Annotated in this window: 21 protein-coding genes and 1 other RNA gene; 18 read left to right on the top strand and 4 right to left on the bottom strand. The window is 60.8% G+C overall.

Going from position 1 to position 23,262, the window contains the following annotated elements; translation table 11 throughout:
- Positions 1 to 46: 46 nt before the first annotated feature.
- The 4 genes from A7D21_RS29085 to A7D21_RS29100 all read right to left on the bottom strand — a co-directional run bounded on the left by A7D21_RS29085 (position 47) and on the right by A7D21_RS29100 (position 3,493).
- Positions 47 to 628 carry a BON domain-containing protein gene (locus tag A7D21_RS29085; RefSeq protein ID WP_053254461.1) on the bottom strand — a complete coding sequence of 194 codons (582 nt, stop codon included), beginning with the start codon at positions 626 to 628 and terminating at the stop codon, positions 47 to 49.
- Positions 625 to 1,218, bottom strand: a complete 594-nt coding sequence (locus A7D21_RS29090; protein WP_007904374.1) for a phosphoheptose isomerase — start codon at positions 1,216 to 1,218, stop codon at positions 625 to 627. Before A7D21_RS29090 ends, A7D21_RS29085 begins: the two co-directional genes overlap by 4 nt.
- Before the next feature lie 92 nt (positions 1,219 to 1,310).
- Positions 1,311 to 1,682, bottom strand: a complete 372-nt coding sequence (locus A7D21_RS29095) for a YraN family protein (protein WP_053254462.1) — start codon at positions 1,680 to 1,682, stop codon at positions 1,311 to 1,313.
- Positions 1,682 to 3,493: a penicillin-binding protein activator gene (locus A7D21_RS29100; protein ID WP_069553323.1), complete on the bottom strand. Its 1,812-nt coding sequence runs from the start codon at positions 3,491 to 3,493 to the stop codon at positions 1,682 to 1,684. Before A7D21_RS29100 ends, A7D21_RS29095 begins: the two co-directional genes overlap by 1 nt.
- Before the next feature lie 176 nt (positions 3,494 to 3,669).
- On the opposite strand from A7D21_RS29100, the gene rsmI reads away from it, so the two are divergent.
- The 18 genes from rsmI (at position 3,670) to lpxC (ending at position 23,206) form a co-directional block, all read left to right on the top strand.
- On the top strand, positions 3,670 to 4,575 hold the full coding sequence (gene rsmI, locus A7D21_RS29105) for a 16S rRNA (cytidine(1402)-2'-O)-methyltransferase (RefSeq protein WP_141718288.1): 906 nt from the start codon (positions 3,670 to 3,672) through the stop codon (positions 4,573 to 4,575).
- Between the two features lie 95 nt (positions 4,576 to 4,670).
- Positions 4,671 to 5,024: RNase P RNA component class A (gene rnpB, locus A7D21_RS29110), an RNA gene on the top strand.
- A gap of 355 nt (positions 5,025 to 5,379) precedes the next feature.
- Positions 5,380 to 5,835 carry a division/cell wall cluster transcriptional repressor MraZ gene (gene mraZ / locus A7D21_RS29115; RefSeq protein ID WP_003171868.1) on the top strand — a complete coding sequence of 152 codons (456 nt, stop codon included), beginning with the start codon at positions 5,380 to 5,382 and terminating at the stop codon, positions 5,833 to 5,835.
- The gene (gene rsmH / locus A7D21_RS29120; protein WP_069553324.1) at positions 5,832 to 6,779 is read left to right on the top strand and encodes a 16S rRNA (cytosine(1402)-N(4))-methyltransferase RsmH; all 948 of its coding nucleotides are present in this window, start codon (positions 5,832 to 5,834) and stop codon (positions 6,777 to 6,779) included. The genes mraZ and rsmH overlap by 4 nt, the downstream gene beginning before the upstream one ends.
- Positions 6,776 to 7,069 carry a cell division protein FtsL gene (gene ftsL / locus A7D21_RS29125; RefSeq protein ID WP_003216203.1) on the top strand — a complete coding sequence of 98 codons (294 nt, stop codon included), beginning with the start codon at positions 6,776 to 6,778 and terminating at the stop codon, positions 7,067 to 7,069. The genes rsmH and ftsL overlap by 4 nt, the downstream gene beginning before the upstream one ends.
- The gene (locus A7D21_RS29130; protein ID WP_169876072.1) at positions 7,069 to 8,811 is read left to right on the top strand and encodes a penicillin-binding protein 2; all 1,743 of its coding nucleotides are present in this window, start codon (positions 7,069 to 7,071) and stop codon (positions 8,809 to 8,811) included. The genes ftsL and A7D21_RS29130 overlap by 1 nt, the downstream gene beginning before the upstream one ends.
- Complete coding sequence (locus tag A7D21_RS29135) at positions 8,811 to 10,274, top strand: UDP-N-acetylmuramoyl-L-alanyl-D-glutamate--2,6-diaminopimelate ligase (protein ID WP_053254466.1); 1,464 nt, start codon at positions 8,811 to 8,813, stop codon at positions 10,272 to 10,274. Before A7D21_RS29130 ends, A7D21_RS29135 begins: the two co-directional genes overlap by 1 nt.
- Entirely contained in the window at positions 10,267 to 11,637 is a 1,371-nt protein-coding gene (gene murF / locus A7D21_RS29140) for a UDP-N-acetylmuramoyl-tripeptide--D-alanyl-D-alanine ligase (RefSeq protein ID WP_069553326.1), read from the top strand. Before A7D21_RS29135 ends, murF begins: the two co-directional genes overlap by 8 nt.
- Positions 11,637 to 12,719, top strand: a complete 1,083-nt coding sequence (mraY, locus tag A7D21_RS29145; protein ID WP_053254468.1) for a phospho-N-acetylmuramoyl-pentapeptide-transferase — start codon at positions 11,637 to 11,639, stop codon at positions 12,717 to 12,719. Before murF ends, mraY begins: the two co-directional genes overlap by 1 nt.
- Before the next feature lie 6 nt (positions 12,720 to 12,725).
- Positions 12,726 to 14,072, top strand: coding sequence for a UDP-N-acetylmuramoyl-L-alanine--D-glutamate ligase (murD, locus tag A7D21_RS29150; RefSeq protein ID WP_053254469.1), 1,347 nt, complete (start codon positions 12,726 to 12,728; stop codon positions 14,070 to 14,072).
- Complete coding sequence (gene ftsW, locus A7D21_RS29155; RefSeq protein ID WP_053254470.1) at positions 14,069 to 15,286, top strand: putative lipid II flippase FtsW; 1,218 nt, start codon at positions 14,069 to 14,071, stop codon at positions 15,284 to 15,286. The genes murD and ftsW overlap by 4 nt, the downstream gene beginning before the upstream one ends.
- Entirely contained in the window at positions 15,276 to 16,346 is a 1,071-nt protein-coding gene (gene murG, locus A7D21_RS29160; protein ID WP_053254471.1) for an undecaprenyldiphospho-muramoylpentapeptide beta-N-acetylglucosaminyltransferase, read from the top strand. Before ftsW ends, murG begins: the two co-directional genes overlap by 11 nt.
- Entirely contained in the window at positions 16,339 to 17,784 is a 1,446-nt protein-coding gene (murC, locus tag A7D21_RS29165) for a UDP-N-acetylmuramate--L-alanine ligase (RefSeq protein WP_069553327.1), read from the top strand. Before murG ends, murC begins: the two co-directional genes overlap by 8 nt.
- Positions 17,781 to 18,737: a D-alanine--D-alanine ligase gene (locus A7D21_RS29170; RefSeq protein WP_069553328.1), complete on the top strand. Its 957-nt coding sequence runs from the start codon at positions 17,781 to 17,783 to the stop codon at positions 18,735 to 18,737. The genes murC and A7D21_RS29170 overlap by 4 nt, the downstream gene beginning before the upstream one ends.
- Before the next feature lie 4 nt (positions 18,738 to 18,741).
- Positions 18,742 to 19,611 (top strand): cell division protein FtsQ/DivIB, encoded by an 870-nt coding sequence (locus tag A7D21_RS29175; RefSeq protein WP_053254474.1) that lies wholly within the window; start codon positions 18,742 to 18,744, stop codon positions 19,609 to 19,611.
- A 15-nt stretch (positions 19,612 to 19,626) separates the two neighbouring features.
- Positions 19,627 to 20,889 (top strand): cell division protein FtsA, encoded by a 1,263-nt coding sequence (ftsA, locus tag A7D21_RS29180; protein WP_017738691.1) that lies wholly within the window; start codon positions 19,627 to 19,629, stop codon positions 20,887 to 20,889.
- Between the two features lie 87 nt (positions 20,890 to 20,976).
- Positions 20,977 to 22,182 (top strand): cell division protein FtsZ, encoded by a 1,206-nt coding sequence (ftsZ, locus tag A7D21_RS29185; RefSeq protein WP_053254475.1) that lies wholly within the window; start codon positions 20,977 to 20,979, stop codon positions 22,180 to 22,182.
- Positions 22,183 to 22,294: 112 nt separating this feature from the next.
- Positions 22,295 to 23,206, top strand: a complete 912-nt coding sequence (gene lpxC, locus A7D21_RS29190; RefSeq protein WP_003216227.1) for a UDP-3-O-acyl-N-acetylglucosamine deacetylase — start codon at positions 22,295 to 22,297, stop codon at positions 23,204 to 23,206.
- Positions 23,207 to 23,262: the final 56 nt, after the last annotated feature.

A 23,262-nucleotide genomic window follows, 5' to 3' on the forward strand; every position in this document is an offset into this window, starting at 1 on the left:
CCGTGCAGTCAATGCACGGCGCCCTTTTTTGTGGCTGGCGATTACATCAGTCGATGTATTCGAACACTTTCACGATCTTCTGCACGCCGGACACGCCCTGTACCAGGTTGGCGGCACGGGTGGCTTCTGCCTGGGTCAGCAGGCCCATCATGTAGACGATGCCATTATCGGTGACGATCTTGATGCGCGAGCCAGGGATCGCGTTGTCGGTCAGCATCTGCGCCTTGATCTTGGTGGTCAGCAGGGCATCGTTGCTGATGGCCAGCAGTGTGATCGGGTCCATGACTTGCAGTTCGTTGTGAACCTTTTTCACCCGTTGCACGCTGGCGGCCGCTTGTTCAGCCTGCGCCTTGAGGTCGGCACGCGGGGTTTGGCCGGCGAGCAATACCACGCCGTTGAAGCTGGTCACGACAATGCGGGACGCGCCGTTGCCGAGGTCGGTGGCGGCCTTGGCAACGTTCACTTCGACTTTGGTTTCGATCAACGAGTCGTCAATCTTGCTGCCGAAGGTGCGTGTGCCCTTGTCGTCCTGGATGGGGGTGTCACGTGTCGCAGTGATTGCCGTGCTGCAGCCGCTGATGGCGAGGCACAGCGTAATGGCCAAAAGGCTGATGCGGTTAACGGTCATTCTTCACTCCCGAACAGTTGGCTGTCGATCAAATCGCACAGGCAATGGATCGCCAGCAGGTGGACTTCTTGAATACGTGCGGTGACATTGGCCGGGACGCGGATCTCCACGTCTTCAGGCAACAGCAGCGAGGCCATGCCGCCGCCATCGCGACCGGTCAATGCTACGACAATCATTTCGCGATCATGTGCGGCCTGGATCGCTTGAATAATGTTTGCCGAGTTGCCGCTGGTGGAAATCGCCAGCAACACATCACCCGGTTGGCCAAGGGCACGGATCTGCTTGGAGAAGATTTCGTTGTAGCTGTAGTCGTTGGCGATCGAGGTGATCGTCGACGAGTCGGTGGTCAAGGCGATGGCCGGCAGGCTCGGGCGCTCGCGCTCGAAGCGGTTGAGCAGCTCGGAGGAAAAGTGCTGGGCATCACCGGCCGAACCGCCGTTGCCGCACGAAAGCATTTTGCCCTCGTTGAGCAAGGCATTGACCATGACCTGACTGGCTTGCTCGATGTGCGGTGCAAGTACGTCCATCGCCTGTTGCTTGGTGTCGATGCTGGCCTGGAAAAGCTGGCGAATTCGGGATTGCATGTCCATCTGTGTGACCTTAAGTAGCGCGGCTGTTTGGCACAGGAATGTGCAGCCCGCAAAGCAAAGAGCAAAAGTGTGTGGTGAAGATGTCCGGCGAATCAGCTGTCGAAGGCATCTTTGAGCCAGTTCGGATCAGCAGGACCAGACGGTGTGCTTTCTATGGCAACCACATCGAAACGGCAGGGGTAGTCAGCCCAGCGATGCTCTTTTTGCAGGAAAAACTGCGCAGCGAGTATCAGCTTCTGACGCTTGCGCCCGTCGATACTGGCGAGCGCGCCACCCCATTGTGCGTGTTTTCTGTAGCGGACTTCGACGAATACTACTGTATCGCCGTCAAGCATGACCAGATCAAGCTCACCGCGTTTACACAACCAGTTCTGCGCCAGAAGGCGCAGACCCTGTTGTTGAAGGTACTCGAGAGCTTGCAGTTCGGCATCCTTGCCGCTTTGTGCGCTGGACCGCTCGGGCATCAGCGCGGGGTGTCCGGCAGACGCTGGATAGCACCGCCGACGAACTTCGCCCACGGCATCTGGCGGTCAACGCGCTGGTTGGCGCTGATGCCCAGGTTGCCCGAGAGACCGTCAACGCGGGTGTCCGGCAGCGCCTTGAGTTGGCCCAGGCGCGGTGCCAGGCGGTAGGCGTCCACGCCCATCGCATACAGGCGGCCGAGGCTGCCATTGGCCTGTGGCCATTGCGCGGCAACCTGGTTGCGCAGCGGGTCGGTGGTGTTGAGCAGCCAAGGGGTTTCGCAGAACATCACGTTAGTCATGTCCAGGTACTGGTTTTTGTCGCCACTGGCGCTGAATACGTGGGACGTCGCATACACAGGCACATCACCGGCGTACTGGAAGTTCAGGGTCGGTTTGATCTGCTGGGCCAGTTGCGGTGTCACGGCCAGGAAGATGAACTCGATGTCCTGGCGGCGCGAAGGTTGCGCCGCTACGTCGGTGCCGACGGTGTTTTGCAGGCTCTTGGCGCGACCTTCGCTTTTACGCAGTTGGAACAGGTCGGCAATCTGTTGGGCCAGGGCGACCGGCTGATCGACATATTCGACGCCGACGACGGTGCCGCCATTGGCTTCCCAGTCCTGACGGAAGGCCTTGTAGACACGCTCGCCCCATTCGCCACGGGGCACCATGGCGGCGGCGCGATGCAAGCCGTCGGCGCGGGCGCGGCGCGAGACTTCGCGGGCTTCGTCTTCAGCAGCCAGGCCGAACTGGAACAGTTGCGGCGGGTTTTGATCGACTTCGCTGTAGTTCAACGCCAGGGTGGTAATCGGCAGTTGCGGGCGAGCAGCCAGTTGTTTGACCAGCGGTTTCTCCAGCGGGCCGACCACCAGTTGTACGCCGGCCGCCTGGGCCTTGGCGTAGAAGTCGTCGATGGAGGTCAGGCGCGAACTGTCATAAAACTCGATGACTGGCGGCTTCTGTCCGGCTTGTTCCGCCTGGTAGTGCGCGGCCATGAAGCCTTCGCGCAGTGCCTTGCCGACCGAGGCCAGCGGACCTTCCTGCGGCAGCAGCAGGGCGATTTTGCTCAGGGGCTGGCTGGCCAGCTCCTTGAGTTTGGTCAGCGGGGTTGGCAGATCCACCGCCGCTGGATGGCCCGGGTTCTGAGCGCGCCAGGTATCGATAGCGGCTTGTTGCTGCTCCAGGGTTCCAGCGCCCTTGACGGCCTTGGCCAGGCTGATCCAGCCGTCAAGTGTCGGGTTGCCGCTGGCTTGCAATTGTTCGGCCGGTAGCGCGGCAATCAACGTCCAGATGGCTTCGTGGTTGCTCTTGGCGGCGTCACCGGTCAGCAGCGGGGCCATGGCGACACGCTCGCGAGCGGCTGCCAGGGTCTGGCCATCTGCTTCATAAGCGCGCGCATGCACGGTGCCGGTACGGACCTGCTGGTCTGTCGGCAGCTCCTTCAGGCTTTGCAGGCTGGGATGGTTCAGGGCGGCCAGTGCAGCCTTGGGCTGATTACGCGCCATGGCCAATTCGGCAGCCAGCGTGCTGGCAAATACTTGCGCGGCCGGCTTCAGGACATCCAGGGGCACCTGCGCAAGAATCTGCGACGAACGGCCAGGATTGTTCTGGTGGTAGGCCAGGTCTGCCGCACTCAGGCGCAACAACGCGGCCTTTTCTGGCGTCTTGGCGGAAGTGGCCTGTTCGAGCAGTTGCTCGATACTGGCGTCCGGGGTCCGGGGGAGGTCGCCAAGGCTGGACGAGGGCGAGCTGGCGCAAGCGGCCAATAAGGCAGCGAGGCAGAGGGCGGAGAGCAGCCGCAGGCAAGCGATCATGTAAGTGTTCCTGATACCGATCAAATTAGCGTGGAATTGTACCCAAGCACTGGCCCAGGCGCGATGTTACTGGCGTTAAACCATCGATTTAGGTCATGTAAATGTTGCTATTCGTCATCGGCGGCTGAAAAGGCATCAGCGCTGATGGCATATTTTCAAGGCGCCTACGCGTTACAATGCGGCTTTTGCCAACCATCGAGGTGTGCGTTTTGACTGCTCCAGGTCCTTTGAATTCCACTGCAGGCTCGCTTTTTGTCGTGGCGACGCCCATTGGCAACCTGGACGACATCAGTGCCCGGGCGCTGAAAGTGCTGCGCGAGGTAAAACTGATCGCGGCAGAAGACACGCGGCACTCCCAGCGTTTGATGCAGCATTTTGGTATCAGCACACCATTAGCTGCCTGCCATGAACACAACGAGCGCGAAGAAGGCAGCCGTTTTATCACGCGCTTGCTGGCCGGTGATGACGTGGCGTTGATCTCGGATGCCGGCACGTCGTTGATTTCCGATCCCGGCTACCACCTGGTCCGCCAGGCCCGTGCCGCTGGTATCAATGTAGTGCCTGTTCCGGGGGCGTGCGCGCTGATTGCTGCATTATCGGCGGCCGGGTTGCCCTCGGACCGGTTTATCTTTGAAGGTTTCCTGCCAGCCAAGGCGGTTGGTCGTCGCGCGCGTCTGCAAGCGTTAAAGGAAGAACCGCGCACCTTGCTCTTCTACGAAGCCCCGCACCGCATCCTGGAATGTTTGCAGGATATGGAACTGGTGTTTGGCGGCGAGCGCCTGGCACTGTTGGCGCGGGAGCTGACCAAGACCTTCGAAACCCTCAAGGGCTTGCCGCTTGAAGAGTTGCGAGCCTTTGTCGAGGGCGACAGCAATCAACAGCGCGGCGAATGTGTGGTGCTGGTGGCCGGTTGGACGGCGCCGGAAGATGAAGATGCCGTGGGCAGCGAAGCCATGCGAGTGCTGGATCTGTTGCTCAAGGAGATGCCACTCAAGCGTGCAGCAGCCTTGGCGGCTGAAATTACCGGTGTGCGTAAGAATGTGCTTTATCAGGTCGCGCTGGATAAACAGAAAGCCGAATAGTTCCGGGGTTAAACCGGTATTCCGTCTGAACGTGATGGCATTGCTGTACTTTAATACTTGTCCTGAGCCCGCCGTGCCGTTAACCTGCGCGGCGGAGAGTCGATTGGACAGTCGCTGCCCTCTATGAAAATTAGGGGGGGGAGGAAAGTCCGGGCTCCATAGGGCGAAGTGCCAGGTAATGCCTGGGAGGCGTGAGCCTACGGAAAGTGCCACAGAAAATAACCGCCTAAGCACTTCGGTGCCGGTAAGGGTGAAAAGGTGCGGTAAGAGCGCACCGCACGACTGGCAACAGTTCGTGGCTAGGTAAACCCCACTTGGAGCAAGACCAAATAGGGTCCCAAGGCGTGGCCCGCGCTGGGACCGGGTAGGTTGCTAAAGATGTCCAGTGATGGCCATCGTAGACGAATGACTGTTCAAGACAGAACCCGGCTTACAGATCGACTCTCCACCTTTTTTCCTTCTGTTCGAGTCTCGTGCAGAAAACCGGTAGTAACGCAAGAATCCCTCCCTGCCAAATCATTGGCAGATGCATCTTCGTAATACCAAAAAAATCTTACTCTTAATAAATTACTTTAACTTTAAGCCATAGCGCTTTGAGCTATCTGCGGTTGTTGAGTCAAAAACATCGCCAAACTCTCGTTTCTCCTCCTTTTACGTTCCTAAATCTCCGTTCTGTAAGGCTTTTCCTTGAATCCGCGCCTTGACGGTGTGGTGGGCGCATTCCTATAGTGTGCGCAAGTGGCGGAAAGTGGCACAAAGTGGGTTTTTTGAACGTAAAACGCTAAAATTTGGAGAAACGCATCTGTGTTTCGCGGAGCTAACGCTATCAGTCTCGATGCAAAAGGCCGTCTCGCCATGCCGAGCCGGTATCGTGACGAGCTCATTTCGCGAAGTTCAGGCCAGTTAATCATCACGATTGACGCCGTTGACCCTTGTTTGTGTGTTTACCCGCTCGATGAGTGGGAGTTGATCGAAACCAAGTTGCGCGCCCTGCCTTCATTGCGTGAAGAAAACCGCCGCCTGCAGCGTCTGCTGATCGGTAATGCCGTCGACCTAGAACTCGATGGCAGCGGTCGTTTCCTGGTGCCTCCGCGTTTGCGCGAGTACGCCAAGCTGGATAAGCGCGCAATGCTGGTCGGCCAACTGAACAAGTTCCAATTGTGGGACGAAGATGCCTGGGATGCTGTGTCTGCAGCTGACCTGGCTGCTATTCAACAACCGGGCGCTATGCCTGATGAACTGCGTGATTTGATCCTGTGACTATTGATAGCGGCTTTAACCACATCACCGTACTGCTTGACGAAGCCGTTGAGGCTCTCGCCGTACGCGCGGATGGCTGCTATTTGGATGGCACCTTCGGCAGGGGCGGGCACAGCCGGTTGATACTCAGCCAGCTCGGGCCTGGCGGCAAACTCCTCGGGTTTGACAAAGACCCTCAAGCGATTGCCACCGGGCAAGCGCTAGCGGCCGAAGACGGCCGCTTTGTCGTTGTGCAGCGTAGCTTTGCCGAGCTGGGTGCCGAAGTGGCCGAGCGCGGCATGGCAGGCAAGGTGGCCGGGGTTCTGCTCGACCTGGGCGTGTCTTCGCCACAGCTTGACGACCCGGAGCGCGGCTTCAGCTTCATGAACGACGGCCCGCTCGATATGCGCATGGACCCTACTCGCGGCATCAGTGCCGCGCAGTTCATCGCCACCGCGCCCCATGAAGAAATCACCCGTGTGTTCAAGGAATACGGCGAAGAGCGTTTCGCTGGCCGTATGGCGCGCGCCGTTGTCGAGCGCCGCGAGATCCAGCCGTTTGAACGCACCGCCGACCTGGCCGAAGTGCTGAAAGTCGCCAACCCGGCGTGGGAAAAGGGCAAGAACCCTGCGACCCGCGCATTTCAGGGCCTGCGCATTCACGTCAATAACGAATTGGGCGATCTGGAAGCCGGCCTCGAAGCCGCACTGGAGGCCCTCGAAGTGGGTGGTCGCCTGGTGGTGATCAGCTTCCACTCCCTGGAAGACCGCATCGTCAAGCTGTTCATGCGCCGTCTGGTCAAGGGCGAGTCCGATAACCTGCCGCGCAACCTGCCGGTGCGGTTTGAAGCCTTTGTGCCGAAAATCAAAATTCATGGCAAAGCGCAGTTCGCTTCCGAAGCCGAACTCAAGGCCAACCCACGTGCCCGTAGCGCCGTCATGCGCGTCGCGGAGAAGTTGCGGTGAGCAAGCTTTTCGCCAAGCCCCTCCCGGGCGGCAGCTTCTTTATGTTGCTGTTGTTTGTCGGCGTGCTGGTGTCCGCGATTGCGGTGTCCTACAGCGCCCACTACAACCGCCAATTGCTCAATACCCTTTATGGGGAATTGAGCGTGCGCGATAAAGCGCAGGCGGAGTGGGGCCGGTTGATCCTGGAGCAAAGTACCTGGACGGCCCATAGCCGCATCGAAGTATTGGCCACCGAACAGCTGAAAATGCATATTCCGGGCGCGGCCGAAGTTCGTATGGTGGCGCCATGATGAAACTTGAAGGCGCACTCTACCCATGGCGCTTCCGCCTGATGCTGGGCTTGCTGGCACTCATGGTGGCCGCGATTGCCTGGCGGATCATCGACCTGCAAGTGGTCGACCGTGACTTCCTGATTGGTCAGGGCGATGCCCGTAGCCTGCGGCACATCCCGATTCCTGCGCACCGCGGCCTGATCACTGACCGTAACGGTGAGCCCCTGGCCGTCAGTACCCCGGTGACCACCCTGTGGGCCAACGCCAAGGAACTGCAAACCGCCAAGGAAAAGTGGCCAGAGCTTGCAGCTGCCCTGGGTCAGGACCCGAAAGCCTTGGCCGAACGCCTGGAAGCCCAGGCCAATAAAGAATTCATCTACCTGGTGCGCGGGCTCACCCCCGAGCAAGGCCAGCAAGTGCTCGACCTTAAAGTCCCCGGTGTCTACGGCATCGAGGAGTTTCGTCGTTTCTACCCAGCCGGTGAAACCACCGCGCATATGGTTGGCTTTACCGACATCGATGACCATGGCCGTGAGGGCGTGGAGCTGGCCTACGATGAATGGCTGGCGGGCGTTCCTGGCAAGCGCCAGGTCATCAAGGATCGGCGCGGCAGACTGATCAAGGATGTCCAGGTCACCAAAAACGCCAAGGCCGGTAAGCCCTTGGCGTTGTCGATTGACCTGCGCCTGCAGTACCTGGCCAACCGTGAACTGCGTAACGCAATCATCGAAAACGGCGCCAAGGCTGGCAGCCTGGTGATCATGGACGTGAAGACCGGCGAGATCCTCGCCATGGTCAACCAGCCGACCTACAACCCGAACAACCGTCGCAACCTGCAGCCGGCGATGATGCGCAACCGCGCAATGATCGACGTGTTCGAGCCCGGTTCGACCATGAAAGCCATCTCCATGAGTGCCGCCCTGGAAACCGGGCGCTGGAAGCCAAGCGACAAAGTCGAGGTTTACCCGGGCACCCTGCAGTTGGGCAAATACACTATTCGTGACGTATCCCGTACCGAAGGCCCGGTGCTGGATTTGACCGGTATTCTGATCAACTCCAGTAACGTGGGCATGAGTAAGGTCGCCTTCGATATCGGCGGCGAAACCATCTACCACCTGGCGCAAAAAATCGGCTTGGGGCAACCCACCGGCCTGGATTTCCCGGGTGAGCGCGTGGGCAACCTGCCGAACTACCGCGACTGGAAAAAAGCCGAGACCGCCACGCTGTCCTACGGCTACGGGCTGTCGGTCACGGCGATCCAGTTGGCCCATGCCTTCTCTGTATTGGCCAATAATGGCCGCATGGTTCCGTTGAGCTTGATCCACGTCGACGAAGCGCCGAAAGCCACCCAGGTCATCCCGGAAAACGTCGCCAAGACCATGCAAGGCATGCTGCAACAAGTGATCGAAGCGCCGCGCGGTGTATTCCGTGCCCAGGTGCCGGCGTATCACGTGGCCGGCAAGTCGGGTACCGCCCGTAAAACGTCGGTGGGCACCAAGGGTTACGCCGAAAACTCCTACCGTTCGCTGTTCGCCGGTTTCGGGCCGATGAGCGACCCGCGCTACGCCATTGTGGTGGTGATTGATGAACCGAGTAAGGCCGGCTACTTCGGTGGTCTGGTATCGGCACCCGTGTTCAGCAAAGTGATGTCCGGCACCCTGCGCCTGATGAACATCACGCCGGACAACTTGCCGCCGACTCAACAAGCGAACGCCGGACCACCGGCCGCTGCTGCCAAAGCCAATGGAGGGCGCGGCTGATGTCTCTTAGTTTGAACAAGATTTTTGCCCACGCCGGACGCGATCTGCTGATTCGCGAGTTGAGCCTGGACAGCCGTAATGTACGCGCCGGTGACCTGTTCCTGGCGGTGCCGGGCGGCAAGCTCGATGGCCGTGCGCACATCGCTGATGCCCTGGCGCGCGGTGCGGCCGCGGTCGCTTATGAAGTGGACGGCGCCACTGTGTTGCCGATCACCGATGTGCCGCTGATTCCGGTCAAAGGGCTGGCAGCGCAGCTGTCGGATATTGCCGGGCGTTTCTATGGCGACCCGAGCCGCCAATTGAACCTGGTGGGCGTGACCGGCACCAACGGCAAGACCAGTGTGACCCAATTAGTCGCGCAAGCCCTTGACCAGTTGGGTCAGCATTGCGGCATCGTCGGCACCCTGGGCACGGGTTTTTATGGCGCGCTGCAAAGCGGCCTGCACACCACGCCGAACCCGATTGCCGTGCAAGCCACGCTGGCCGACCTGAAAAAGGCCGGTGCCAAGGCGGTGGCCATGGAAGTCTCCTCACACGGCCTGGACCAGGGGCGTGTGTCTGCCCTGGCGTTTGACGTGGCGGTGATGACCAACCTGTCCCGCGATCATCTCGATTACCACGGCACCATGGAGGCGTACGCCGCCGCCAAGGCCAAGCTGTTTGCCTGGAATGACCTGAAGTGCCGGGTGGTGAACCTGGATGATGCGTTCGGTCGCCAGCTGGCGGCTGAAGACAGCGAAGCACGCCTGATCAGCTACAGCCTGGAGGATTCCAGTGCGTACCTGTATTGCCGTGACGCGCAATTCAACGACGAAGGCGTGCTTGCCACGTTGGTTACGCCGCAGGGCGAGCACCACTTGCGCAGCGCACTTCTCGGCCGTTTCAACCTGAGCAACGTGCTTGCCGCCATCGGCGCACTGCTCGGTCTGGACTATGCGCTGGATGAAATCCTGCGCGTGCTGCCAAAACTGGAAGGCCCGGCCGGTCGCATGCAACGTTTGGGTGGCGGCAACCAGCCGCTGGTGGTGGTCGATTACGCCCATACACCGGACGCCTTGGAGAAAGTGCTCGAAGCCTTGCGCCCACACGCCAAGGGCAAATTGCTCTGCCTGTTCGGCTGCGGTGGTGATCGCGATCGCGGCAAACGTCCGTTGATGGCCGAGATCGTCGAGCGTTTGGCCGATGGCGTGCTCGTCACTGATGACAACCCACGCAGCGAAGCCCCGAGCCAGATTTTCGATGACATCCGTGTCGGCTTTAAAGACGCCTCCAAGGTGAGCTTCGTTGCCGGTCGCGGCGCAGCCATTGCGCAACTGATCGCCAGCGCCAGCGCTGACGATGTCGTGGTGCTGGCTGGTAAAGGTCACGAGGACTACCAGGAAATCAACGGCGAACGCCATGCCTTCTCCGACCTGGTCGAAGCCGATCACGCCCTGACGGCCTGGGAGGTTGCCCATGCTTAAGGCGATGAAGTTCAGCGAACTGACCCAGGCCTTGTCGGCCCGCGTACTGTCGAGCGATTGCAGCTTCGACGGCGTCAGTATCGACAGTCGCAACATCACGCCGGGGCAACTGTTTGTCGCATTGGCCGGCCCGCGTTTCGATGGTCACGACTACCTGAACGAAGTGGCCGCCAAAGGGGCCGTAGGCGCCTTGGTACAGCGCGAAGTAGCGGATTCCAGCGTGCCGCAGTTGTTGGTCGCTGACACTCGCCTGGCGTTGGGCCAACTCGGGGCGCTGAACCGCGCCGCCTTTAATAAGCCGGTTGCCGCCATCACCGGCTCCAGCGGCAAAACCACGGTCAAGGAATTGCTTGCAGGCGTGCTGCGCACGCGCGGGCCGGTCCTCGCTACCCGTGGCAACCTGAACAATGATTTCGGCGCTCCGCTGACCCTGCTCGAACTGGCCCCGGAACACACGGCGGCGGTGATCGAACTGGGCGCTTCGCGTATCGGCGAAATTGCCTACACCGTGGCGCTGACCAAGCCCCACGTTGCGATCATCAATAACGCCGGTACCGCTCACGTTGGCGAGTTCGGCGGCCCGGAAAAAATCGTTGAGGCCAAGGGCGAAATCCTGGAGGGCCTCGATGCGTCGGGCACCGCCGTGCTGAACCTCGACGACAAGGCTTTCGAGACCTGGCGTGTACGCGCCGCCGGTCGCAAGGTCCTGACGTTTGCCGTGCTGAACGCAGCGGCTGATTTCCACGCCTCCCGTATCACCGTCGACGCCCGTGGTTGCCCGTCCTTCACCTTGCACACCCCGCAAGGCAGCGAGCACGTGCAGCTGAATCTGCTGGGCAACCATAACGTCGCCAATGCCCTGGCCGCCGCTGCTGCCGCCCATGCCCTGGGTGTGTCGCTGTTCGGCATCGCCACCGGCCTGGGCGCGGTGCAGCCGGTTAAAGGCCGCACCGTTGCGCAGTTGGCTACCAATGGCATGCGCGTGATTGATGACACTTACAACGCCAACCAGTCCTCGGTCTGTGCCGCCATTGACCTGCTCAAAGGCTTCGAGGGTCGCAAGGTGTTGGTGCTGGGCGATATCGCCGAGCTGGGCGATTGGGCCGAACAGTCCCATCGCGAAGTCGGCGCCTACGCCACAGGCAAAGTCGATGCGCTCTACGCCGTCGGCCCGAACATGGCTCACGCAGTAAACGCCTTCGGTCTCGGCGCGCGGCATTTTGCAACCCAGGCCGAGCTGATCCAGGCGCTGGGCGTCGCTGAACAAGACAAACACACAACCATTTTGATCAAGGGATCGCGCAGCGCGGTGATGGAAAACGTCGTCGCGGCCTTGTGTGGCTCAAGTACGGAGAAACATTAATGCTGCTGCTGCTGGCTGAGTATCTGCAACAGTTCCACAAAGGCTTCGCGGTCTTTCAGTACCTGACCCTGCGCGGGATTCTGGGTGTGCTGACCGCGCTGTCTCTGTCGCTGTTCCTGGGGCCGTGGATGATCCGCACCCTGCAGAGCCTGCAAATTGGTCAATCGGTTCGCAATGACGGCCCGCAGTCGCACCTGTCCAAGTCCGGCACCCCGACCATGGGCGGCGCGCTGATCCTGTCGTCCATCGGCATCAGCACCTTGCTGTGGGCCGACCTGCATAATCGCTACGTGTGGGTCGTGCTGCTGGTGACCCTGCTGTTCGGCGCCATCGGCTGGGTCGATGACTACCGCAAAGTGATCGAAAAGAACTCCAAGGGCCTGCCGAGCCGCTGGAAATATTTCTGGCAGTCGGTGTTCGGCCTTGCGGCGGCGATCTTCCTTTACACCACTGCGCCGAGCGCCGTGGAAACCACCTTGATCATCCCGATGCTCAAGGATGCGAGCATTCCACTGGGCATTGGCTTCGTGGTGCTGACCTACTTCGTCATCGTCGGCTCCAGCAACGCCGTGAACCTGACTGATGGCCTCGACGGCCTGGCGATCATGCCGACGGTGATGGTGGGCGGCGCGCTCGGCATCTTCTGCTACCTGTCGGGTAACGTGAAGTTCGCTGAATACCTGCTGATCCCTTATGTGCCGGGCGCAGGTGAGTTGATCGTGTTCTGCGGCGCGCTGATCGGTGCCGGCCTGGGCTTCCTGTGGTTCAACACCTATCCCGCACAAGTCTTCATGGGTGACGTCGGCGCGCTCGCGCTGGGCGCAGCCTTGGGCACCATCGCCGTGATCGTACGCCAGGAAATCGTGCTGTTCATCATGGGAGGTGTGTTCGTGATGGAAACCCTGTCGGTGGTCATCCAGGTGGCCTCCTTCAAATTGACCGGGCGCCGCGTGTTCCGCATGGCGCCGATTCACCACCACTTTGAACTCAAGGGCTGGCCCGAGCCGCGTGTGATTGTCCGTTTCTGGATCATCACCGTGATTCTGGTACTGGTCGGCCTTGCCACCCTGAAACTGAGGTAGAAACGAGTGTCCCTGATCGCTTCAGACCACTTCCGCATCGTTGTCGGCCTCGGCAAGAGCGGCATGTCCCTGGTTCGCTTCCTCGCGAACCGGGGCACGTCGTTTGCCGTGGCCGACACGCGGGAAAATCCACCGGAGCTGGTCACGCTGCGCCGTGACTACCCGCACGTGGAAGTGCGTTGTGGCGAGCTGGATGTCGAGTTTCTGTGCCGCGCCGATGAGCTCTACGTGAGCCCCGGCCTGGCCCTGGCGACACCGGCCCTGCAAGCGGCAGCGGCGCGTGGCGTGAAGCTGTCCGGCGACATCGACCTGTTCGCACGTAACGCCAAGGCGCCGATTGTGGCCATCAGCGGTTCCAACGCAAAAAGCACGGTGACGACCCTGGTCGGCGAGATGGCGGTTGCGGCCGGCAAGCGCGTGGCCGTGGGCGGCAACCTCGGCACGCCGGCGCTGGACCTGCTCAGCGACGACGTCGAGCTGTACGTGATGGAGCTGTCGAGCTTCCAGCTGGAAACCACGCACGACCTGGGTGCCGAAGTGGCCACCGTGCTGAACGTCAGCGAAGACCACATGGACCGTTACAGCGGCCTGCCGGCGTACCACCTGGCCAAGCACCGGATCTTCCGGGGTGCCCGGCAAGTGGTGGTCAACCGCCAGGATGCCCTGAGCCGTCCGCTGATGGGCGAGGGCCTGCCATGCTGGACCTTCGGTCTCGGCAAACCCGACTTCAAGGCATTCGGCATTCGTGAAGAGAACGGCGAGAAATACCTGGCCTTCGAATTCCAGAACCTGATGCCGGTGCGCGAACTGAAAATCCGTGGTGCGCATAACCAGGCCAATGCCCTCGCCGCCCTGGCGCTGGGCCATGCTGTGGGCCTGCCGTTTGATGCCATGTTGTCCAGCCTGCGTACGTTCGCCGGCCTTGAGCACCGCTGCCAGTGGGTGCGCGACCTCAATGGCGTCAGCTATTACAACGATTCCAAGGCCACCAACGTCGGTGCGGCCCTGGCTGCCATCGAAGGCCTCGGTGCCGACATCGAAGGCAAGCTCGTGCTGATCGCCGGTGGCGATGGCAAGGGTGCCGACTTCAAGGACCTTAAAGGGCCGGTGGCTGCGCATTGTCGCGCCGTGGTGCTGATGGGCCGTGATGCCGACCTGATCGCCGCCGCCTTGGGTGACGCTGTGCCGCAAGTGCGCGCCACGTCCCTGGACGACGCCATTACCCAGTGCCAAGCCCTGGCCCAGCCGGGTGATGCCGTGCTGCTGTCGCCGGCGTGCGCCAGCTTCGACATGTTCAAGAACTACGAAGAGCGCGGCCAGCTGTTCGCCCGCGGCGTGGAGGCCTTGGCATGAATTTCAGAAATATCATCAAGCCGTACCCGTCGCCGATCATCACCGGGCGTGGTATCGACCTCGACTTCCCGATGCTTGCCGGTTGCCTCGCGCTGCTGGGTCTGGGCCTGGTGATGATTACGTCAGCGTCCTCCGAAGTGGCCGCCGTGCAGTCGGGCAACACCCTGTACATGATGATCCGCCACCTGGTGTACCTGGTGATTGGTCTGGGCGCGTGCATCGTCACCATGATGATTCCGATTGCCACCTGGCAGCGCCTGGGTTGGCTGATGCTGATCGGTGCGTTTGGTTTGCTGGTCATGGTGATCCTCCCCGGCATCGGCCGCGAGGTGAACGGTTCGATGCGCTGGATCGGTTTCGGTGCGTTCAACGTGCAGCCGTCGGAAATCGCCAAGGTTTTCGTGGTGATCTACCTCGCGGGTTATTTGGTCCGCCGTCAGAAAGAAGTGCGCGAAAGCTGGATGGGCTTCTTCAAGCCGTTCATCGTGCTGCTGCCCATGGCCGGCCTGTTGCTGATGGAGCCTGACTTCGGTGCCACCGTGGTGATGATGGGCGCCGCCGCAGCGATGCTGTTCCTTGGGGGCGTTGGCCTGTTCCGTTTCACCTTGATGGTGGTGCTGGCCGTGGCCGCAGTGACCGTTCTGGTGCAGGCGCAACCCTACCGGATGGCCCGTCTGATTACCTTTACCGACCCCTGGTCCGACCAGTTCGGCTCCGGTTACCAGTTGACCCAGGCGTTGATCGCCTTCGGTCGCGGCGAGTGGCTGGGCGTGGGCCTGGGCAACAGCGTGCAGAAGCAGTTCTACCTGCCGGAAGCGCACACCGACTTCGTGTTCTCGGTACTCGCCGAAGAGCTCGGGGTGGTCGGTTCGCTGTGCACCGTCGCACTGTTCGTGTTCGTGTGTGTGCGCGGCATGTACATCGGCTTGTGGGCCGAGAAGGCCAAACAGTATTTCGCCGCGTATGTGGCTTATGGATTGTCGTTCCTGTGGATCGGCCAGTTCCTGATCAACATCGGTGTGAACGTTGGCCTGCTGCCGACCAAGGGCCTGACCTTGCCGTTTCTCAGTTATGGCGGCAGTTCGTTGGTGATTTGCTGCGCGTGCCTCGGGTTATTGCTGCGCATCGAGTGGGAGAGTCGAACCCACCTGGGCAGCGAAGAGATGGAATTCAGCGAGAGCGATTTTGCCGAGGAGCCGACCCATGGGCGCTAATGTGCTGATCATGGCGGGCGGCACCGGGGGCCATGTGTTCCCGGCCCTGGCTTGCGCGCGGGAATTCCAGAACCGTGGCTACACCGTGCATTGGCTCGGTACGCCGCGCGGCATTGAAAATGAATTGGTGCCGAATGCCGGCTTGGCGCTGCATTTGATCAACGTCACCGGCCTGCGCGGCAAGGGCAAGCTGTCCCTGCTCAAGGCGCCGTTCGTGTTGCTCAAGGCTGTCTGGCAGGCGCGCAAAATTATTCGTGAACTGAAACCGGTCTGTGTGCTGGGTTTTGGCGGTTATGTGACCGGCCCTGGCGGTGTCGCCGCCAAGCTCGCCGGTGTGCCGGTGATTGTGCACGAACAGAACGCCGTTGCCGGGACCGCGAACCGTTTGCTGGTGCCGTTGGCCGCGCGAGTGTGTGAGGCCTTCCCGAAAACCTTTGCGGCCTCGGACAAGCTTCGCACCACCGGCAACCCGGTGCGTACCGAGCTGTTCATGGACATTGCCCGCCAGCCATTGGCCGGGCGCAAGGCGAACTTACTGATCCTTGGCGGAAGCCTGGGCGCCGAGCCGCTGAACAAACTGTTGCCTGAAGCGCTGGCGCAACTCCCCGTGCAATCGCGCCCGGAGATCTTCCACCAGGCTGGCAAGCACCACGATGAAATCACCGCCACCCGCTATCGCGAGGCCGGTGTCGAGGCGAATGTACAGCCCTTCATCAAAGACATGGCCCACGCCTATGGCTGGGCCGACCTGGTGGTCTGTCGCGCAGGCGCGCTGACCGTCAGTGAACTGGCTGCGGCCGGTCTGCCGTCCTTGCTGGTGCCTTTGCCCCATGCCATCGACGATCACCAGACCCGCAACGCCGAATATTTGGCCGGGGAGGGCGCTGCCTTCCTGCTGCCGCAAAGAACGACTGGCGCCGCCGATTTGGCCGCACGCCTGACCGAGGTTTTGATGCAACCGGAACGACTCAACAGCATGGCGAGCACCGCAAGCCGCCTGGCTAAACCTGACGCAACCCGCACCGTGGTCGATATCTGCCTGGAGGTGGCCCATGGTTGAGAATCAGAAAGCCATGCCACAACCCGAGATGCGCCGCATCCGTCGCATTCACTTCGTCGGCATCGGCGGCGTGGGCATGTGCGGGATTGCCGAAGTGCTGTTGAACCTCGGTTATCAGGTGTCCGGCTCCGACTTGAAAGAGTCGCCGGTGACTGAGCGCCTGAAGAGTTTTGGTGCGCAGATCTTTATCGGCCACCGTGCCGAGAACGCCGCCGAGGCCGACGTGCTGGTGGTCTCCAGCGCCGTGAACACCTCCAACCCGGAAGTGGCCACTGCCCTTGAGCGGCGTATTCCGGTGGTGCCGCGTGCCGAGATGCTCGCCGAGCTGATGCGCTATCGCCACGGCATCGCCGTCGCCGGCACCCACGGCAAAACCACCACCACCAGCCTGATCGCTTCGGTGTTCGCGGCCGGTGGCCTGGACCCGACGTTCGTGATCGGTGGTCGTCTGAATGCCGCGGGCACCAATGCCCAGCTCGGCACCAGCCGTTACCTGATCGCCGAAGCCGATGAAAGCGATGCGAGCTTCCTGCACTTGCAGCCGCTGGTCGCTGTCGTCACCAACATCGACGAAGACCACATGGCGACCTACGACGGTGACTTCAACAAGTTGAAGAAAACCTTCGTCGAGTTCCTGCACAACCTGCCGTTCTACGGGTTGGCCGTGGTGTGCCTGGACGATCCGGTGGTTCGCGAAATCCTGCCGCAGGTCAAGCGTCCAACCGTGACCTATGGCTTCAGCGAAGACGCTGACGTGCGTGCGATCAATGTGCGTCAGGAAGGCATGCAAACCTTCTTTACCGTACTGCGCCCCGAGCGCGAGCCGCTGGACGTGTCGGTGAACATGCCGGGCAACCACAACGTGCTCAACTCCCTGGCGACGATTTGCATCGCCTCCGATGAGGGCGTCAGCGATGAAGCCATTGTCGAAGGCCTGTCGCGCTTTGCCGGTGTCGGCCGTCGCTTCCAGGTCTACGGCCAACTGCCGGTGGACGGCGGTGATGTGATGCTGGTGGACGACTACGGTCATCACCCGACCGAAGTCGCAGCCGTCATCAAAGCCGTGCGCGGTGGCTGGCCGGAGCGTCGCCTGGTGATGGTGTACCAGCCGCACCGCTACAGCCGTACCCGCGACCTGTACGACGACTTCGTCAATGTATTGGCCGATGCCAACGTGCTGCTGTTGATGGAAGTCTACCCGGCCGGTGAAGAGCCGATCCCGGGTGCCGACAGCCGCAAGCTGTGCAACAGCATCCGCCAGCGTGGCCAGTTGGACCCGATCTACATCGAGCGCGGTGTGGACCTGGCGCCGATCGTCAAGCCGCTGCTGCGCGCCGGGGACATCCTGCTGTGCCAGGGCGCCGGCGATATCGGCGGGCTTGCGCCTAAATTGCTCGCGAGTCCGCTGTTTGTAGCCGCACAGGGGAAGTCGAAATGACCAGCCACTACGACGCCCTGTTTTCCACCGTCGCGCCTGCTGACTTCGGCCGCGTGGCCGTGCTGTTTGGCGGCAAGAGCGCTGAGCGCGACGTGTCGCTCAAGTCCGGCAACGCCGTGCTTGAGGCGCTGCAAAGCGCCGGCGTGAACGCGTTCGGTATCGACGTGGGCGATGATTTCCTCGCCCGCCTGCAAGCCGAGAAGATCGACCGCGCCTTCATTATTTTGCACGGCCGTGGCGGTGAAGACGGCAGCATGCAGGGCTTGCTCGAGTGCGCCGGCATCCCTTACACCGGCAGCGGCATCCTCGCGTCGGCGCTGGCCATGGACAAGCTGCGCACCAAGCAGGTGTGGCACAGCCTGGGTATTCCAACCCCGCGTCACAGCGTGTTGTGCAGCGAAGACGATTGTATTTCTGCGGCCAAGGAACTGGGCCTGCCTTTGATCGTCAAACCTGCCCATGAAGGCTCCAGTATCGGCATGGCCAAAGTGAACTCGGCCGCCGAATTGATCGACGCATGGAAAGCGGCAAGTACCTACGATTCGCAAGTGTTGGTGGAACAGTGGATCCAGGGTCCCGAGTACACCATCGCCACCCTGCGTGGCCAGGTATTGCCGCCTATCGCATTGGGCACGCCCCACACCTTTTATGATTACGACGCCAAATACCTGGCCTCCGATACTCAGTACCGGATCCCGTGTGGCCTCGACGCAATCAAGGAACAGGAATTGATGGACCTCACGGCGAAAGCCTGTGAGGCGCTGGGTATCGCCGGTTGGGCGCGGGCAGACGTGATGCAGGATGACCAAGGGAATTTCTGGTTCCTTGAAGTCAACACTGCTCCCGGTATGACCGATCACAGCCTGGTACCTATGGCCGCCCGTGCAGCCGGTTTGGATTTCCAGCAGTTGGTGCTGGCGATCCTGGCCGACAGCATTGAGCCAAGAGGCTAAGCACATGAACGGCGCATCGCTTCGTCATCAGCCCCCACAAGTCCCCGGCCGCAAGCCGGTGCCGCGGGGTGCCAGCCGGATGGTGGCTAAGGAACCGATGTCGGCGCGCCTGCCGAAAGCCAACTTTGGTTTTATCAAAGCGCTGTTCTGGCCGGTGCTGCTGGTGGCGTTGGGCTTCGGCACTTACGAGGGCGCTCAGCGTCTGTTGCCGTATGCCGACCGGCCGATCACCAAGATCAGCGTGCAGGGCGACTTGAGCTACATCAGCCAGCAGGCGGTACAGCAGCGCATCGGCCCGTACCTGGCGGCGAGCTTCTTCACCATCGACCTGGCCGGTATGCGCTCGGAGTTGGAGCAGATGCCATGGATCGCGCATGCCGAAGTCCGCCGCGTATGGCCGGACCAGGTGACGATCCGCCTGGAAGAGCAATTGCCTGTTGCCCGTTGGGGCGATGGCGCACTGTTGAACAACCAGGGTCAGGCGTTCACCCCGCGTGAACTGGCCAACTACGAGCACCTGCCGCAGTTGTTCGGGCCGCAGCGGGCGCAACAGCAAGTGATGCAGCAGTACCAGGCCTTGAGCCAGATGCTGCGGCCACTGGGCTTCTCCATCGCACGCCTGGAATTGCGTGAGCGGGGCAGCTGGTTTTTGACCACCGGTGCAGGCAGTTCCGGCCCCGGTATCGAGTTGTTGCTGGGACGCGACCGCTTGGTGGAAAAGATGCGCCGCTTTATTGCCATCTATGACAAGACCTTGAAAGAACAGATTACGAACATTGCGAGCGTCGACCTGCGTTACGCCAACGGCCTGGCCGTCGGCTGGCGTGAACCGGCTGCGCCGACGACAGCCAAACCCGCTGTCGCGAAGAATTAAGAAGAGGCAGGACCCATGGCAAACGTGCAAAGCGGCAAAATGATCGTCGGTCTCGATATCGGCACCTCCAAAGTGGTGGCGCTGGTGGGCGAGGTCGGGGAAGACGGCGTTATCGAAATCGTCGGTATTGGCACGCATCCGTCCCGGGGCCTGAAGAAGGGCGTGGTGGTGAACATCGAGTCCACCGTGCAATCGATCCAGCGCGCCATCGAAGAAGCGCAGCTGATGGCCGGTTGCCGGATCCACTCGGCGTTCGTCGGCGTAGCCGGCAACCACATTCGCAGCCTGAACTCCCACGGCATCGTGGCGATTCGCGACCGTGAAGTCAGCGCGGCCGACCTTGAGCGCGTACTCGACGCCGCCCAGGCCGTGGCGATTCCGGCCGACCAGCGTGTGCTGCACACACTGCCGCAGGACTACGTGATCGACAACCAGGAAGGCGTTCGTGAGCCTCTGGGCATGTCGGGCGTGCGCCTGGAAGCCAAGGTTCACGTGGTGACCTGTGCCGTCAATGCCGCACAGAACATTGAAAAATGCGTGCGCCGCTGCGGCCTGGAAATCGACGACATCATTCTCGAGCAACTGGCTTCGGCCTACTCGGTACTGACCGACGACGAAAAAGAACTGGGCGTGTGCCTGGTGGACATCGGCGGCGGCACCACCGACATCGCGATTTTCACCGAGGGTGCGATCCGTCACACCGCCGTGATCCCGATTGCCGGTGACCAGGTCACCAACGACATCGCGATGGCGTTGCGCACGCCGACCCAGTACGCCGAAGAAATCAAGATCCGTTACGCCTGTGCCCTGGCCAAGCTGGCCGGTGCCGGTGAAACCATCAAGGTGCCAAGCGTCGGCGACCGTCCACCGCGCGAGCTGTCGCGTCAGGCCCTGGCCGAAGTGGTCGAGCCACGTTACGACGAGCTGTTCACCCTGATCCAGGCTGAACTGCGCCGCAGCGGCTACGAAGATTTGATCCCGGCCGGCATCGTGCTGACCGGTGGCACCTCGAAGATGGAAGGCGCGGTCGAACTGGCCGAGGAAATCTTCCACATGCCTGTGCGCCTGGGCGTGCCCCATGGCGTCAAAGGCCTGGGCGACGTGGTGCGCAACCCGATTTATTCCACCGGTGTGGGCTTGCTGTTGTACGGGCTGCAAAAGCAGACCGACGGCATTTCCCTGTCGGGCCCGAGCATCCGTGACAGCTACCGTAGCGACGACGAGGCCAAAGCGCCGTTGTTCGAGCGGTTGCAGGCTTGGGTAAAAGGCAATTTCTAAAGATTTACCGCGACACCGTCACACCGTTGTAGAAGCACGCAATAAGCAGTAGGCGAAAAAACTAGAGAAAACGAAAGGAGAGGGAACATGTTCGAACTCGTAGACAACATCCCCGCTAGCCCGGTTATCAAAGTAATCGGTGTCGGCGGTGGCGGCGGCAACGCTGTCAACCATATGGTCAAGAGCAACATTGAAGGCGTTGAATTCATCTGCGCCAACACTGATGCCCAGGCGCTGAAAAGCATCGGCGCGCGGACCATCCTGCAATTGGGCACAGCCGTGACCAAAGGCCTTGGCGCTGGCGCCAACCCGGAAGTCGGCCGTCAAGCCGCCCTGGAAGACCGCGAGCGTATTGCTGAAGTGCTGCAAGGCACCAACATGGTGTTCATCACCACCGGCATGGGCGGCGGTACCGGTACCGGTGCAGCGCCAATCATTGCCGAAGTGGCCAAGGAAATGGGCATCCTGACGGTCGCTGTGGTGACCCGTCCGTTCCCGTTCGAAGGTCGCAAGCGCATGCAGATCGCCGACGAAGGCATCCGTCTGCTCTCTGAAAGCGTCGACTCGTTGATCACCATTCCCAACGAGAAGCTGCTGACCATCCTGGGCAAGGACGCAAGCCTGCTGTCCGCATTTGCCAAGGCTGACGATGTGCTGGCCGGTGCCGTTCGCGGTATCTCCGACATCATCAAGCGTCCAGGCATGATCAACGTCGACTTTGCCGACGTACGTACGGTCATGAGCGAAATGGGCATGGCGATGATGGGCACTGGCTGCGCCAGCGGTCCGAACCGTGCACGTGAAGCCACTGAAGCGGCGATCCGCAACCCGTTGCTGGAAGACGTGAACCTGCAAGGCGCACGCGGCATCCTGGTGAACATCACCGCCGGTCCTGACCTGTCCCTGGGTGAGTACTCCGACGTGGGTAGCATCATCGAAGCCTTCGCTTCCGAGCACGCGATGGTCAAAGTCGGTACCGTTATCGATCCGGACATGCGTGATGAACTGCATGTAACCGTGGTTGCTACCGGCTTGGGCGCAAAAATCGAGAAGCCTGTTAAGGTCATCGACAATACCGTTCACACCGGCCACAACAGTCACGCCAGCCAAGCGGCTGCCGCTCCAGCGCCTGCGCGCCAGGAACTGCCGTCGGTGAACTACCGTGATCTGGACCGTCCGACCGTGATGCGCAACCAGGCTCAGGCCGGTGCTGCGGCGTCCCGTAGCCTGAATCCGCAGGATGATCTGGATTACCTGGACATCCCGGCATTCTTGCGTCGTCAGGCCGATTAATGGAATGTATCAGGGCTATGAAGGTGATTGGTGTTCAGCAAAGGTCTGGTCTGCTATTATCGCCAGCCTTTGTTGATACCAGTTCGCAATTTGCGCTGAAGCGGTCCAAGCCATGATTAAACAACGCACCCTGAAGAATATTATTCGTGCCACAGGTGTAGGTCTGCACTCCGGGGAGAAGGTATACCTGACCCTCAAGCCTGCACCTGTCGACACCGGCATCGTGTTTGTGCGTGCCGACCTGGACCCTGTGGTGCAGATTCCTGCTCGCGCGGAAAACGTTGGCGAAACCACTATGTCGACCACATTGGTCAACGGTGACGTCAAAGTGGACACGGTGGAGCACTTGCTCTCGGCCATGGCTGGCCTGGGCATCGATAACGCCTACGTCGAGCTCTCCGCGTCCGAAGTCCCCATCATGGATGGCAGCGCTGGTCCCTTCGTATTCTTGATTCAATCTGCCGGCCTGGAAGAACAGGACGCAGCCAAGAAGTTCATACGCATTCTGCGGGAAGTGACAGTAGAAGACGGCGACAAGCGCGCCACCTTCGTCCCGTTCGAAGGCTTTAAAGTGAGCTTTGAGATCGATTTCGATCACCCGGTATTCCGTGACCGCACCCAAAGTGCAAGCGTGGATTTTTCCAGCACTTCGTTCGTAAAAGAAGTCAGCCGCGCCCGTACTTTTGGTTTCATGAGTGACATCGAGTACCTGCGCAAGCACAACCTCGCACTCGGCGGCAGCGTTGAAAACGCCATTGTGGTCGACGCGGATGGTGTACTGAACGAAGACGGCCTTCGCTATGAAGACGAATTCGTGAAGCACAAGATCCTCGATGCAATCGGTGACCTCTACCTGCTGGGCAATAGCCTGATAGGCGAGTTCAAAGGCTTCAAGTCGGGCCACGCCCTGAACAACCAGCTGCTGCGCAAGTTGATTGCACAGACAGATGCTTGGGAAGTCGTGACCTTCGAAGATGCCAGCACCGCACCGATCTCTTACATGCGTCCCGTTGCGGCGGTGTAAGTAACAACTCTCTTCTTTAGTTTTGAAAGGCTGCCTTCGGGTGGCCTTTTTTTAGG

The organism is Pseudomonas sp. AP19 (genome assembly GCF_001728855.1).
GTDB classification, from domain to species: Bacteria; Pseudomonadota; Gammaproteobacteria; order Pseudomonadales; family Pseudomonadaceae; genus Aquipseudomonas; species Aquipseudomonas fluorescens.